The organism is Peptoniphilus faecalis (genome assembly GCF_012976305.1).
Lineage (GTDB): Bacteria > Bacillota > Clostridia > Tissierellales > Peptoniphilaceae > Peptoniphilus_A > Peptoniphilus_A faecalis.
Genome location: NZ_JABDSR010000016.1, coordinates 18,407 through 33,461, shown reverse-complemented (window position 1 = coordinate 33,461; position 15,055 = coordinate 18,407). Strand labels below are relative to the sequence as shown.

At 32.3% G+C, this 15,055-nt stretch carries 11 protein-coding genes; 3 read left to right on the top strand and 8 right to left on the bottom strand.

Annotated features, from left to right (window positions below; genetic code table 11):
* The 3 genes from HKO22_RS09455 to HKO22_RS09445 all read left to right on the top strand — a co-directional run.
* Nucleotides 1-185, top strand: a 185-nt coding sequence (locus tag HKO22_RS09455; protein WP_169970268.1) for a transposase, incomplete at its 5' end; no start/stop codon positions are given.
* 220 nt (nt 186-405) lie between these two features.
* Nucleotides 406-876, top strand: coding sequence for an HD domain-containing protein (locus HKO22_RS09450; RefSeq protein ID WP_075659328.1), 471 nt, complete (start codon nt 406-408; stop codon nt 874-876).
* Entirely contained in the window at nt 873-1,601 is a 729-nt protein-coding gene (locus HKO22_RS09445; RefSeq protein WP_075659329.1) for a putative ABC transporter permease, read from the top strand. The genes HKO22_RS09450 and HKO22_RS09445 overlap by 4 nt, the downstream gene beginning before the upstream one ends.
* Before the next feature lie 28 nt (nt 1,602-1,629).
* Here the strand turns inward: HKO22_RS09445 and pyk are convergent, their stop codons facing one another.
* The 8 genes from pyk to pth all read right to left on the bottom strand — a co-directional run bounded on the left by pyk (nt 1,630) and on the right by pth (nt 15,048).
* Entirely contained in the window at nt 1,630-3,363 is a 1,734-nt protein-coding gene (gene pyk, locus HKO22_RS09440; RefSeq protein ID WP_169970266.1) for a pyruvate kinase, read from the bottom strand.
* Between the two features lie 7 nt (nt 3,364-3,370).
* Nucleotides 3,371-4,324, bottom strand: a complete 954-nt coding sequence (locus HKO22_RS09435; protein WP_075659331.1) for an ATP-dependent 6-phosphofructokinase — start codon at nt 4,322-4,324, stop codon at nt 3,371-3,373.
* A gap of 6 nt (nt 4,325-4,330) precedes the next feature.
* Nucleotides 4,331-7,756 (bottom strand): DNA polymerase III subunit alpha, encoded by a 3,426-nt coding sequence (locus HKO22_RS09430; protein ID WP_169970264.1) that lies wholly within the window; start codon nt 7,754-7,756, stop codon nt 4,331-4,333.
* 668 nt (nt 7,757-8,424) lie between these two features.
* Nucleotides 8,425-8,691: an HPr family phosphocarrier protein gene (locus HKO22_RS09425; protein ID WP_169970263.1), complete on the bottom strand. Its 267-nt coding sequence runs from the start codon at nt 8,689-8,691 to the stop codon at nt 8,425-8,427.
* A gap of 1 nt (nt 8,692) precedes the next feature.
* Nucleotides 8,693-9,628 (bottom strand): DNA-binding protein WhiA, encoded by a 936-nt coding sequence (whiA, locus tag HKO22_RS09420; RefSeq protein WP_169970261.1) that lies wholly within the window; start codon nt 9,626-9,628, stop codon nt 8,693-8,695.
* A 204-nt stretch (nt 9,629-9,832) separates the two neighbouring features.
* The gene (locus HKO22_RS09415) at nt 9,833-10,945 is read right to left on the bottom strand and encodes a peptidylprolyl isomerase (protein ID WP_169970259.1); all 1,113 of its coding nucleotides are present in this window, start codon (nt 10,943-10,945) and stop codon (nt 9,833-9,835) included.
* A 45-nt stretch (nt 10,946-10,990) separates the two neighbouring features.
* Nucleotides 10,991-14,470: a transcription-repair coupling factor gene (gene mfd / locus HKO22_RS09410; protein ID WP_169970257.1), complete on the bottom strand. Its 3,480-nt coding sequence runs from the start codon at nt 14,468-14,470 to the stop codon at nt 10,991-10,993.
* Nucleotides 14,471-14,478: 8 nt separating this feature from the next.
* Nucleotides 14,479-15,048 (bottom strand): aminoacyl-tRNA hydrolase, encoded by a 570-nt coding sequence (gene pth / locus HKO22_RS09405; RefSeq protein ID WP_075659337.1) that lies wholly within the window; start codon nt 15,046-15,048, stop codon nt 14,479-14,481.
* Nucleotides 15,049-15,055 lie beyond the last annotated feature (7 nt).

The window sequence follows — 15,055 nt, the reverse complement described above, 5'->3', positions numbered from 1 at the left end:
ATTTAGAAAAGATTAAGAATACTTTAAATACTAATTACAACAATGGAAAGGTTGAAGGTATTAACAACAAGATCAAAGTTATTAAAAGAATTTCTTACGGTTACCGTTCTTTTGATAATTTTAGATTGAGAATTTTTTTATGTTTTTACCATAAAAAAATATATGGTTTAAGCCATAAGACATAAACCATATATCATTAATTTTTATTCACCAACACTATTTGACAAAGAACCAATATAAAAGTCATAGAAATATGGCTTTTATTTTTTTGCGAATTTTATGTTAAAAAATAAAATTTTAAACTCCTTTGCTATAGAAATATAAGATTTGCAATGTATTAAAAATTTAACACAAACTTTGAATTTTTTTTACTTTTATATAATAGAATAATACTCAGGAGATTATATGAATAACCAAAAAAAACTTGAAGAAATCATCGCTTTCTTAAATGAAAACACGAGATTTAAAGAAACAAAAAATTTCATACAACACGGAAATACTTCTGTCTATTATCACGTTATTTCTGTTGCAAAAAAATCAATTGAAATTGTAGAAAAATACAATTTAAATGTGGACATGGACTCCCTTATAAGGGGTGCCCTACTTCACGATTACTTTCTATACGATTGGCATGATGGCAAGAAAGAACGCTGGATCCATGGTTTCACTCATCCAATGAAGGCATACTTAAATGCAAAGAGTGAATTAAAGATAAATAGAATTGAAAAGGACATTATAATCAAGCACATGTTTCCTCTAACTATTCTTCCGCCAAAGTATTTGGAATCTTGGATTGTAACTTATTCTGACAAATATGTTTCCATAGTGGAAACTGTTAGGAGAAAATCTATGAAAGTGGGTTTTGAAAATTTATGAAAATTGCAGAACTATACCTAATATTTTTTATCTACTCCTTTATAGGTTGGTTGTGGGAAAGTTTCCCTTGTTCCAAAATTGAGCTAGATAAAATTTATAACAGAGGCTTTTTAATTGGTCCTTTTTGTCCAATCTATGGCATTGGTGCAACTGTATCCTATTTAATATTAAAAAACTTTGACTCAAGCTTTTACATTTTTATTTATTCTGCACTTTTGTCCTGCACAATTGAGTATGTCATTGGTTACTTATTGGAAAGATTTTTTCACCAAAGATGGTGGGATTACGGTGCCTATCCTTTTCAAATTAAAAGAAGAGTGTGTCTTTACGGTTTAATAGTTTTTGGAATGGCAAATATAATTATTGTAAAATACTTAACACCAGTTATGTTATTATTTTTCTCTGCAGCTGAAGATAAAATTATTAATTCAGTAGCCTTTTTATTAACTTTCATCTTCGTAATAGATCTTCTTTTAACTCTAAACAATTTGCTTGGGCTTTCAAAGAGCCTCGACAAGATTTATTGTGCATTAGATGCGAGAAGCAAAATTTATTTTAATTATTTAAATGAATCTGACAGGATTTCAAATTTAAAATTAATGTCGGAGTCAAAAAAGTTTAAAGTAAAATTCGAAAACTTCAATTCAAATTTAAAGGAACGTGAAGAAATTTTAAAGAAAATCGATTATACAAAAATAAAAGACCTTTTTAGTGATAATTTTTAATCACAAAGGTCTTTTTTATAGTTTATAATTATCTTCTCACAGTTGCATCTATTGGATCAATTGTTATAATATCTCCTGTTTTTATCTTTTCTGTGATGTTTTTTACACCAACAATTGCAGTTTTGCCAAGAGAAATTGCCGCTACAGCCCCATTTGATGTAAAACCTGCTTCTTCTGTAATAAATCCTGAAGACTTTTCCATATAAGAAATCATTCTGCCATCAGTTCCATTGCAGACTATTATGTCCTTAGTTTTAAAGTTTTTTTCTAAATCTTCAATTCTATTAGCTACAACTGCTCGTGCCTTCTTTTTCTTTTTCCCAAGGGCAGTTCCTCGTCCCAAAATTTCTGAAACATTTTCGATCTTCAATAAATTTGTGGAACCAGCAATGCCTGCCGGTACTCCTGCTGTCAACACAACTAAGTCGCCAGATTTTATAAATCCCTTTGCAACTGCTACATCAATGGATGCATCTATTAAATTGTCCGTGTCTTTGAAGTTCAAAACTTTTACTGGCATAATGCCCCACACAATGCTCAATTGATTTTTAATTTTTTCGAAGGGTGTTGATGCGATTATTGGCGTCTCTGGTCTAAATTTTGCAATAGCTCTCGAAGTATTCCCTGAAGTTGTAGCAGTAATAATTGCCTCTGCGTGAAGATCTCTTGCAATTACACAGGCACTCTTGCCAATGGAGTTAGTCATGGAATTTTCCACATCTCTTATTCTGTTTTTCAAAATTTCGTCGTGATCAATTGTCTTTTCTGTGTACTCCAAAATTTTTCTCATTGTAACAACAGCTTCAATGGGATATTTTCCACTTGCAGTTTCTCCAGAAAGCATAACTGCACTTGTTCCATCTAAGACTGCATTTGCAACATCATTTGTCTCTGCACGAGTTGGCCTTGGATTTCTAATCATGGAATCAAGCATTTGCGTGGCAGTAATTACAGTTTTGCCGACGATATTGCATTTTTTTATAATTTCTTTTTGCACAATTGGAACGGCTTCTGTTTCAATTTCTACGCCAAGATCTCCCCTTGCCACCATTATCCCGTCAGAAACTTCGATTATTTCGTCGATTAATTCTACCGCCCTTTGGGATTCAATTTTTGAAATAATTTTTGTAGTGTAATCTTTTTCCTCTTCTAGAACCCTTCTTATTGCAAGTACATCTTCTCTACTTCTAATAAAAGATGCTGCAATAAAGTCAATATCTTCCCTTATTCCAAATTTTATATCTTCAATATCTCTTTCTGTTAGAGCAGGAAGATTTAAATTTGCTCCCGGCACATTTACTCCCTTGTGAGATGAAATTGCTCCAGAGTTTTTTACTTCTGTAATAATTTCTTCGCCTTGAATTTTTTTTACCTGTAGCTCCACAAGTCCGTCGTCAATTAATATTTTTTCGCCCTCTTTTAAATCCTTGTAAAGCTCCTTGTAGGAAATACTTGCAATCTTTTTGTCGCCTAATAGATCCTTTGTAGTTAAAATAAATTCATCGCCTGATTCTAGGCTTACTTCTCCATCTATATCGCCTAGTCTAATTTCTGGTCCCTTTGTGTCAAGCATTATTCCAATGGGAAGATCCATTTCTCGCCTTATTTTTTTTATTCTGTCAATTTTTATTTTATGTTCTTCGTGGCTTCCGTGAGAAAAATTTAATCTCGCTACATTTACGCCTTCTGTGAATAATTTTTTTAAAATCTCTTCACTTTCACTTGAAGGTCCAATTGTAGCAACAATCTTTGTCCTTTTCATATTCACCTCATATTGAAACTATTTTTAGTATATCCAGTAGATCATGTCTAAAAACTTTTTTTATTTTAAAAATTTCCTCAAAACTCATTTTTATTGCAATTCCATCTTTAAAACCAAGGGCAAGAGAATTTCCAAGTTTTGCTTCTTTTACTGCCAAGTATCCAAGTTCTGATGCCAAAATTCTATCGAAAATACTTGGTGCTCCCCCTCTTTGGATGTAACCAAGAACAGTTACCCTTGTATCTATGCCCGTAAATTTTTCAAACTCTTTTGCAAAATCAAAAGCCGATCCACAGCCTTCAGCCATAATAATTATGTGATGCTTTTTGCCTCTGTTCTTTCCCATAATTGCCTTCTCTGCAATTTCATTCATATCTAGAGGTATTTCTGGCACAATAATTGATTCTGCACCAGAAGAAACTCCAGAATAAAGTGCGATATCGCCGCATTCTCTTCCCATTACTTCAACTATATTTGCACGACAATGTGCTTCTGTGGTGTCTCTAATATGACTTATCGCTTCAGTTACAGTTTCCACTGCGGTCATGAATCCAATAGTAAAATCCGTATAGGCAAGATCATTGTCAATAGAACAAGGAATTCCAATTACATTTATTCCACGATCTCTTAACATCTTTGCCCCTCTTAAACTCCCATCTCCTCCAAGTACAATAAGTGCATCTATTTCAAAAATTTTTAGAGAATTTATCGCCTTCTCCAAACCTTCTTCAGTCATAAATCTTTCAGACCTTGAAGTTGATAAAATTGTTCCTCCCCTTTGAATGATGTCGGCAACTGAAGACTGAACTAATTTTTCAAATTTTGCATCAATTAAACCTTCATAACCTCCACTTATGCCAAAAACTTCTATACCCTCGTAAATACAAGTCCTAGTAACTGCTCTTATTGTGGCATTCATGCCAGGAGCATCGCCTCCACTTGTTAAAATTGCAATTCTCATACACACCTACTTTAAAATAATTTTCTCTCTGCTCTTAGTATACACTGCCAATTTATTTTGAATCTCATCAAAGGATGTAGAATCAACCCACATGTTTGAATCAGTTCCAAAGGCTCTTCTGCTTTTTTCTTCAAAAAATATTACTGGAGTGTTACCTTCATAATCCCTTAATATTTTTTTTATTTCGCCTACATTTTCATTTTTTATGGAATCAACGGAAATATATAATTTATCTTTAGTCGGCATCTTTATCTTTGAGATGCTGTCCACTAAAATTTTTGGCTCTTCAACTTCTGATTCTTGGAAATGTCCTTCAACAAAAACTACATTTTCATCTTCGATTAAATCCCTGTATTTTGAAAAAACATTTGGGAAAATTACAAGTTCAATTGTGCCAAAGAGGTCTTCTAAAGCTGCAAAAGCCATCATCTTGTTGTTCTTTGTAATCATAGTCTTTTTTGATTTTAAAATTCCGCCAACTTTTACTTTACTTGATTTCAAAAGATTTTCTCTATACTTTTCAAAAATTTGATTTGTATTAATATTTGTGTTCTTCTCAATTAATTCTCTATAAGGATCAAGAGGATGACCGGAAATATACATTCCTATAACTTCCTTTTCCATGTCGAGTTTATCCTTTTGCTTAAAATCTTTTAGCTCAGGAAGATCCTCACTCACCTTTGTGTTTTCAAAAATAGAAAATTGTCCAAGTACATTGTTTTTCGCCGTGCTTGATGAAGAGGAGAGTACCGATTCATAAATTGCAAGGTACTGCGCTCTATTGCCTTCAAAGTCATCCATAGCACCACATCTTATTAATGACTCCACAGCTCTTTTGTTTAACACTGATTTGTCAATTGCATTGATTCTATCTACGAAGTCTTTAAGTGATTTATATTCGCCCTTTTCACGTCCCTTAACTATTACATCTATTAAACTGTTTCCCACATTTTTTACTGCCTTTAGTCCAAACCTAATTTTATTATTTTCAACAGTGAAATTCTTGAAAGAATAATTTATATTAGGTGGCAAAATTTCTATTCCCAGTCTTTTTATTTCTTCAATGTAAAGGCTAACTTGCTTTATATCATTTGTATAAGTTGAGATTTGTGCTGCCATAAATTCCCTTGGATAATAATATTTTAGCCAAGCAGTCCTATAAGCAACCACTGAATATGCAACTGAGTGAGATTTGTTAAAGGCATAATCTGCAAAATCTATTATTAAATCATAAATTTCATTTGCAGATTTTTCATCAACGCCATTTGCAATCGCACCGCAAACTCCTTCTTTTTCGTTGCCATAAATAAAGTTTTGCCTTTCCTCTTCCATTACCTTCATTTTTTTCTTAGAAATAGCACGTCTTACAATGTCGGCTCTACCTAGTGAATATCCGCCAATTTGTTGTACAATTTGCATTACCTGTTCTTGATAAACTATACAACCATAAGTGGATTTTAGTATTGGCTCAAGTTTTGGGTGAATGTAAGAAATTTTGCTCTTGTCGTGTTTTGATGCCACGAATTTTGGAATTTGCTTCATTGGTCCTGGTCTAAAAAGCGCATTTGCTGCAACTAAATCAGAAAATTCATCAGGTTTTAATTCCTTTAAAAAAGCTCTCATGCCACTTGATTCAAATTGAAAAACGCCAAGAGTTTCCGATTTTGCAAACATCTCTAACACATTTGAGTCTTTATAATCTAGTTTTTCAAAGGAAATAGTCCTACCTTCATTTTCTTTTATTAAATTTATCGCATCTCTTATTACAGTCAAAGTTCTTAATCCCAAGAAGTCCATCTTTAATAGACCTAACTCTTCAAGCTCAATCATGTTAAATTGAGTTGCAATTATTTTGTCGTTTCGAGTTAGAGGAACATATTCAGTAAGTTCATCCTTTGAAATTACGACTCCAGCTGCATGAGTGGAAGTATGCCTTGGTAGACCTTCTAGCTTTAATGCCATGTCGATTAAAACTCTTGAATCCTCTTCACTTTCGTAAATTTCCTTAAATGTTTCAGAAATTTCCAGTGCCTTATCTATTGTCATATTTAATGCTTGTGGAACTTGTTTTGCAATATAGTCCACCTTTGCATAGCTCATGTCGAGGGCACGCCCCACATCCCTTATAGCATTTCTTGCAGCCATAGTTCCAAAAGTTACAATTTGTGCAACATGGGATTCCCCATACTTTCTATTTACATACTCAATAACTTCTTCACGTCTTTCATAACAAAAGTCGATATCAATATCTGGCATGGAAACTCTCTCTGGATTTAAAAATCTTTCAAATAGAAGATCAAACTCTAGTGGATCCACATCTGTTATTCCAAGGCAATAAGAAATCATGCTACCTGCGGCTGAGCCTCTTCCCGGTCCAACCTGAATTTCATGTTTTCGTGCATATCTAATAAAATCCCATACTATTAAAAAATAATCCACATAACCCATGTTTTTTATTGTATTAAATTCAAATTCAAACCTTTTTTTTATTTCCTCTGTTATATTTTCGTAGCGAGAATACATCCCTTCGACTGCAAGCTTTTTTAAGTACTCTTCGTGAGTGTATTCACTAGGCACATTAAATTCGGGAAGATGGAGGTCGTGGAATTTTATTTCAACATTGCATCTATTGGCGATTTTTACTGTATTCTCAAGTGCAGACCTGTTTTCAGGGAAAAGTGCTGCCATTTCATCAGGTGATTTTAAATAAAATTCATCTGATGGGAATTTCATTCGATCTTCTTCATTAATTGTCTTTCCAGTTTGAATGCATAAAAGCACATCGTGACTCTTTGCATCATCTTTATCTAGGTAGTGAACATCATTTGAAGCAATAAGAGGAATATCTAGCTCCTCTGATATTTTCACAAGTTCACGGTTTACTCGAGCTTGCTCTGGCATTCCATGGTCTTGAAGTTCCAAGAAAAAATTATTTTCGCCAAAAATTTCTCTGTACTCCATTGCAGCAGATTTTGCAGCTTCCAAATTTCTGTCTAAAATAAATCTTTGAACTTCGCCTCCAAGGCAAGCTGAAGTTGCAATTACACCCTTGGAATATTTTTTTAAAACACCCTTGTCAACCCTTGGCTTGTAATAATATCCATCAACAAACCCAATGGAGACGATTTTCATAATATTTTTAAAACCCTCATTATTTTCTGCCAAAAGTATCAAGTGGTATCTCTTGTTGGACTTATCCTTAATATTCAAATCTTTTTCTGAGATATAAACCTCACAGCCCAAAATTGGTTTTATGCCCACATCTTTACAAGCTTTATAAAAGGCAATGGCACCATACATATTTCCGTGATCAGTTAAGGCAACGGCATCCATTCCCAAATCCTTTACCCTCTTTGGCAAAAGACTTATTCTTGTGGAACCATCAAGAAGAGAATACTCGCTGTGCAAATGCAAATGCACAAATTTATTCATAAAATCATCCTTTAATCTTTATACAAACATCAAATTATTTTAAAAAATTATCTAACTATATTTTATCAAAACCTTAGTTTAATTAAAAGGATATGAAAAAGGTTCTATAGTATAGTGCCAATAATTTATCAACAAAAATATTTTACAAATTGCCGAATTTTCTTGTACTTTACTTATTTTTTCATCAATACTGTTTAACAATTTGTATTCTTAGTCAAATAAATTCTAATGCACATCTCTCTTTGCATCCTTACACTTTGTTCGCAGTCTAAAGCTGTATCTTACTACCCATAACTCACTATCCTTAGAGTATAAAAACCCCTGAAGATATTATCTCCAAGGCTTATTTCATTATTCTTTTTCTATTATAACTATACTACAATTACTTACTTTCATTCTTTCAACTTTACTCTCCTTGACTTTTTAGAGGATAATGGAAAGATTGTTCTTATTCCAGTTGCCATTTATCCAAAGCATATCATGAAAAATTTAAAATCTGAAGTTAAAGAAATTAAAGAATCTATAAAAATAGAAAACAGTCTGTCTTTAATTCTATTGATTCTATCTTTATGGTCTAGGCAATAAACCATATCACTTTTATCTACCAACACTATTTGACAAAGAACCAAAAAAAAGAGTTTCGCCAAAGCAAAACTCTAAAAAGCATATTAAAGATTTATAAATTCTTTTTCAACTATGTGAGATAATCTCTCAACGGCTTCTTCTTCGTCAGCACCTTCAGCTTCAATGATAATCTCTTCACCACTAAAAGCTCCAAGAGACATAATTCCAATTATACTCTTGCCATTAACCCTGTCGCCATGCGCTTCTAAATTTATGTCAGAAGCAAATTTATTTGCTTCTCTCACAAAAAGTGCAGCCGCTCTTGCGTGAAGCCCTTCGCTATTATTAAGTACAACCTTTTTATTTATCATTTCATACACCCCTCAAATTGTTAGCAATTTTTCTAAGTTTTTTAAATCTATAATTAACAGTGGACTTTGAGACTTTAGGATCTATTGAATTAGCAATGTCATTTAAACTCATGGACCTATTATTAAGTCTTAATGTTGCAACCTTTTTAAGATCATCATCTATATTCTCCAAACCAATTTCTCTATCAATTAATTTAATGTCCTCCACTTGATCATAGGATGATTTAACAGTTTTATTTAAATTTGCAGTTTCGCAATTTACAATTCTGTTGACATTATTTCTCATTTCTTTTATAACCCTAATGTTTTCGTATTTCAAAACAGAGTTATAAGCACCAATAAGAGATAGAATATCCGAAATTTGTTCAGAATCCTTAATGTAGACTATGTATTTTTCCTTTCTCATAATAATCTTTGAAGTGAATCCAAATTCATTAATTACATCCATCAAAAAATATGCATTAGATTCGTTTTCAGAAACAAATTCCAAATGATATCCTTTTTTTGGATCTGTAATAGAACCTGCACCCAAAAAAGCACCGCGTATATATGCCTTCTTCTCATTCACAGTTTTTATGAGATCAGTGGGCACATAACTAATCATAAATACGCTTGCACCTTTTATATATTTTAACTCATCAAGCAATAACCTGCAAGACTCATCTTGAGAGATATATATAATAAATACATTTTTTTTAAGCTGAGTGGATTTTGCATTTTTTACTTCCACATCAAAGCCAAAAGATCTTCTCAAAAAAGTAAAAACTCTTCTAGCCACTGATGCATTTTCTGTTATATACTCCATAGAAATCTTATTGTTTTTAAAATTTAAAACTCCACACATTGGCGTTATACCTGCAAGTTCAGAAAGAATGATTTCATAATTGTCAACTTTTATCTTCGCAACCTCATTCTTGACTTCAGATGAAAAGCTCATGACTTCACCTCACTATTGAAATAACTTTATTTTATTATAACAGATTTATAAAATTATATTTAATTATAGAGGATTAATTCTATATTTTTTTTAATTTACAAAAACTTAATAAAAGAAAAACCTGAATGAGACTAGCTAAACTTTATTAGAATTTCTCAACACAGGTTTTTTAATTATAAATTAAAACTTATTAAATTTCAATAATTATTTAGTTTTATTTTCTACTTTAGCATTTTCCTTTTCTACAGTTTTATTTTCTGCCTTGGCATTTTCTTTTCCTGTAGTCTTGTTGTCTGCATTTGTCTTTGTATTTTCTGCACTATTAGCTTTTGAATTTTCTTCTTTTTCTATTTTTCCAAAGTTTTTAAATTCATCAGGAAGTTCAACTTCTTTTTTAGTATTAACATAAACTTTTATTTTTGCATCTTTCTTAACCTTATCTACATATTCTTTAAATTTTTCTTGTTGAAGTGTAGCCTTAACTTGATCTTTTACTGCGTCAAATTCAAGGGGAGTTTTTTCATCAAGTTTAATAATATGGTAGCCAAATTGAGTTTTAATTGGTTCAGAAATATCTCCTGCCTTCATCTTTGCAATTTCTTCGTCAAATTCTTTTACCATTTGACCACTTGTAAATTCGCCAAGTGATCCTCCATTTTTAGCACTTCCAGTATCCTTTGAATTTTCTTTTGCCACTTTAGCAAAATCTTCTCCCTTTAGGATTTGTTTTCTAAGAACATTAGCTTCTTTTAAATCATTAACTAAAATGTGAGATGCCTTAGCTTTAAAGTATTTATCTTTGTTGTCTTCATAATATTTTTTAACTTCATCATCACTTGGAGTTAATTCTTTAGTTTTTTCTTGAGTCCATTTTCCCACTAACATTTGATTTTTCATATTTTCAGCAACGTAATCTCTTGGGAGTCCATTTTGTTTTAAAAATGTATCAAAAGCTTCTTTTCCACCAAGTTGTGTTTCAATTTCATTAATCTTTTCATTAACTTCATCATCACTTACTGTTATTTTTGATTTTTCAGCATCTTGCTTTAATGCTTCAGTAGTAGTTAAGTCAGTAATAGCTTGTTCTCTTAAAAGTTCATCAGTAGATTTTTGACCATCTTCTTTATTTTTAAGAATTTCTTCGCCATACATTGAAGTAAGTTGATTTACTCTTGCTGCATAAGATTTATAATATGCTTCCATTGGAATATCAACTCCGCCAACATTTGCTGCTACTCCTTTTTTTGCACCACAAGCTACTAGTGAACTTGCAAGTGTAATAGCCACTGCTATTTTACCTAATTTTTTAAAATTCATATTTCTCTCCTCATTTATATTTTAAATTAATAGTTTTATTATACACTACTTTTTAGATGATTTTGTGTCCTTTTTGTGTAAATGCAAAATAGTTACAAGTTTCTTTAACTCATCAAGGGGATATTTTAAATTGGTTAAAATAATCTCATTTTCATCTCCCATGGAATAGGAAATATTTTTAAATTCATTGTTGAGCTCCATGATTGCTTCAAGGGAAACTTCGCTTTCAACTTTTATTCTGTACTCGCCATTTTTTTCTATAATGGACTTTATATTTGCCTTTTGTGCCTTATTCTTCAAAAGTGCAATGTCCATTAAATTTGAAACTTCATCTGGAAAATCAGAAAATCTGTCGATTAATTCTTCAACTAAATCTGAATAAGCATCTTCATTATCAATTACGGAAATCTTTTTGTAAATTTCAAGCCTTGTTTTATCGTCTTCAATGTATTCCTTCGGTATAAAGGAATCTAATTTTAAATCAATTGTCGTGTCAATTTTTTCTTCCACTTCAAGCCCTCTCAACTTCATAATTGCTTCTCTTAAATACTTCATATAAAGGTCGTAACCAATTTTTTCCATATGACCCGATTGCCTTGAGCCCAATATTGAACCTGAGCCCCTTATTTCCAAATCTCTTTCTGCAATTTTATGCCCAGAGCCAAATTCTGTAAATTCCTTTATAGCTTGAAGCCTCTTTTGTGCAACTTCAGAAATTGATGAAGATCTATCGTAGGTAAAATATGCATAGGCAATTCTAGAGGACCTTCCAATTCTTCCACGAAGCTGATAAAGTTGTGAAAGTCCAAGGCGATTTGAGTCTGTAATTATCATTGTATTTGCATTTTGAACGTCCATTCCCGTTTCTATAATAGTCGAGCATACTAAAACATCTATATTGCCCTCTATAAAATCAATCATTGTATCTTCTAAGGCTTTTTCACTCATCTGACCATTTGCCATAGCAAAAGTTGCCTCTGGCACAAGTTTTCTAAGCTCTAATAATTTACTTTCCATATTTGAAACTTTATTGTATAAAAAGTAAACTTGTCCCCCTCTTTCAATTTCTTTTAAAATTGCTTCTCTAACCATTAAATTGTTGTATTCCAAGACATAAGTCTCAACGGGAAATCTCTCCTCAGGTGGCTCTTCAATTATAGACATATCCCTTATTCCAATCATGGACATTTGTAGCGTTCTAGGTATTGGAGTTGCAGTAAGAGTAAGTGTATCCACATTTTCCTTTAGCATTCTAAGCTTTTCTTTGTGTCGAACTCCAAATCTTTGCTCTTCATCTATTATCAAAAGTCCCAAGTCCTTAAAATGTACATCCTTTGATAAAAGCCTATGAGTTCCCACTATAATGTCAATATTTCCATTTTTTAAGCCTTCAAGATCTGCTTTTTGATCTTTTTTACTTCTAAATCTCGACAAAAGTCCAACGCCCACTGGAAAATTTTTAAATCTCTCTTTAATTGTATTGTAATGTTGTTGTGCTAAAATTGTAGTAGGTACAAGTAAGGCAACTTGTTTTCCATCGAGTATTGCCTTAAAGGCAGCTCGAAGTGCTACCTCAGTCTTGCCATAACCAACATCTGCACAAAGAAGTCTATCCATGGGAACTGGCTTTTCCATATCTTTTTTAATTTCTTCAGAAGAAGTTAGCTGCCCACTTGTCTCTTCGTAAATAAATGCATCTTCAAACTCTCTTTGATACTGACTGTCTTCGCTAAAGGCATAGCCCTTAGTGTTTTCACGAGTTGCATAGAGTTTTATTAACTCCTCTGCCATGTCGTCAATGGATTTTTTTGCGTGAGCTTTTTTCTTTTTCCACTCAAGAGAATTTAATTTATTTACTTTTGGTGCTCTTTTGCCCTCTTGCACATATTTATAAATCGAGTCTAAAGACTCAATTGGCAAAAATAATTTATCCTCTCCACCATATTCTATGACGATGTAATCCCTTTGTATTCCCGATACCGAAAGTCTTGTCGTGCCAATATACTTGCCAACGCCATGGGCCTCGTGAACTACATAATCGCCAATTTTTAAATCCTCAAAGTTAAGGGATTTTTTCTTAGAAACCTTAGCTTTTTTCTTTTTAGAAAATGTTCCATAAATTTCAGAATAATTTATAAAAACTGTTTTTGAATCAGAAAATTCAATTCCATCATTTAATGCACCCGTTGTAACAACTAAATCAGCATATTTTCTAAAATCTCCATGTTCCTTTGCAAACTCTGGCGAGTATCCAAGTTCCACTAAATGATCAAAAAGCCTCTTTGCTCTTTTTTCAGTAGCTCCAAGTAAAATTACCTTAAAATTATTTTTAGAATAATAGTCCAAGTCATCTTTAAATAACTTTATCTTTGACATATAATTTGTAACGCTCTTCACCTTGATGTTCACAATATCCTTTGGGTTAAACATCTTTTGAGGTTTTAAAAGTGCATTAAAGGTTATAATTTCATTTTCATTTAGCTTGTATACAATCTCTTTGTAATCGTAAAAAGTTTTTTCGTGAGACTTTGTAACTTCGCCATTTTCTATTAAAACCGCAAATTTTTCTCCATTTGCTACAACAAGTTCATCTTCTCTTTCAACAATTCTACTTGGTTCGTCAATTAGAAATATAAAATCATCTAAGTAATCTAAAAAAGATGAAAGTTCCTCTTCATCTACATAGGGCAAGATCAGATCTTTATTTAGTATATTTTCATCATTTTCAAGTCTGTCGACATATTTTAAAAACTTTTCTGTAAGTCTATCTTTATCTTTGCCTATAAGCTTTGTCTTTGCAATATCTTTTTTGATCTTATCGGCAATTTTTTTCTTCTCACCCCTTTTTAAAATCAAATCTTCTATGGGAAAGATATTTATCTCTTCGCACTTTTCAATGGACCTCTGGCTATCAATTTCAAAACTTCTTATGGAATCAACTTCGTCGTCAAAAAGTTCAATTCTATAATTTGCATCAGAAGTCGCAATGTCAATTATAGAACCTCTTATGGAAAATTGTCCCACTCCTTCAACGCTTGGAAATCTTTCATATCCCATTTCTGTAAGCTTGTCCTTCAAGTCCTCTAAAGAAACTTGGGACTGAGACTTAATATTTATTTTATAACTTGAAAAAATTTCTTTTTTAGTGATCTTTGCTGTAAGTGCATTTAGCGTAGTTACGACAATACTTGCACTGCCCTTTGAAACTTCAGCCATTGCCTCTAGCCTTTTCTTTGTATTTTCCTTTGACTTTGAGTCTTTATCGTAGAAAAACACATCCTTTTCTGGATATAAAACGCAATTTTCACTAGAAATACTTGAAATATCTTCATAAGTTTTTCTCGCAGTCACTCTATTTTGTGAAATTACACATACTTTTTTGCCAATATCATTAAATGCAGGCGCAAAAAGAGAGAGCACCGCTTCCTCTGAACCAAAGACTGCAGTGTTCTTTGAGTTTTTTATTGAACTACTTAGCTCCTTAAAGGATTTTAAATTTTTAACACTATCTATTAAAAAATTCAACTTCCACCTCAATAAATATTATTGTTATAAGAATTCATAGAAGCATCAATGCCTCTATCCACAGCCTCAATAATTGCATCGGCACAGGCATCTATTGCGTCTTCAATATGTTTTTTATCCTTTGAAGGAAAAGTGGACAGTACAAAACTTGCCAAATCCTCGTTGGGATGCTTTTTACCAACTCCAACTTTAAATCTGGCAAAATTTTTACTTCCTGTTAAATTTACAATTGACTTGAGCCCATTGTGTGTGCCAGCAGATCCATTCTTTTTTATTTTCAACTGTGCAAACTCAATGTCTATGTCGTCTACTACTACTATTAAATCCTCTGGTTTTAATTTGTAAAAATTTAAAATTTCAACTATTGACTCACCGGAATTGTTCATAAAAGTATGGGGCTTTAGGAGAATAACTCTCTCTGCTGCTATTCTCCCTTCACCCACAAGCCCCTTAAATTTAATCTTATTAACTTTTATATTTAATTTATCGGCAAGTGCATCAATAGTCTTAAATCCAATATTGTGTCTTGTATCCTCGTATTTTTTTCCAGGATTTCCAAGACCTGCTATTATATACACTAAATCA

Coding starts and splice junctions, on each gene's coding strand:
- HKO22_RS09430 (WP_169970264.1), bottom strand. CDS start 7,756: ATGAATAAATTTGTGCATTTGCATTTGCACAGCGAGTATTCTCTTCTT.
- HKO22_RS09425 (WP_169970263.1), bottom strand. CDS start 8,691: ATGATAAATAAAAAGGTTGTACTTAATAATAGCGAAGGGCTTCACGCA.
- HKO22_RS09445 (WP_075659329.1), top strand. CDS start 873: ATGAAAATTGCAGAACTATACCTAATATTTTTTATCTACTCCTTTATA.
- whiA (WP_169970261.1), bottom strand. CDS start 9,628: ATGAGCTTTTCATCTGAAGTCAAGAATGAGGTTGCGAAGATAAAAGTT.
- HKO22_RS09435 (WP_075659331.1), bottom strand. CDS start 4,324: ATGAGAATTGCAATTTTAACAAGTGGAGGCGATGCTCCTGGCATGAAT.
- pyk (WP_169970266.1), bottom strand. CDS start 3,363: ATGAAAAGGACAAAGATTGTTGCTACAATTGGACCTTCAAGTGAAAGT.
- HKO22_RS09415 (WP_169970259.1), bottom strand. CDS start 10,945: ATGAATTTTAAAAAATTAGGTAAAATAGCAGTGGCTATTACACTTGCA.
- HKO22_RS09450 (WP_075659328.1), top strand. CDS start 406: ATGAATAACCAAAAAAAACTTGAAGAAATCATCGCTTTCTTAAATGAA.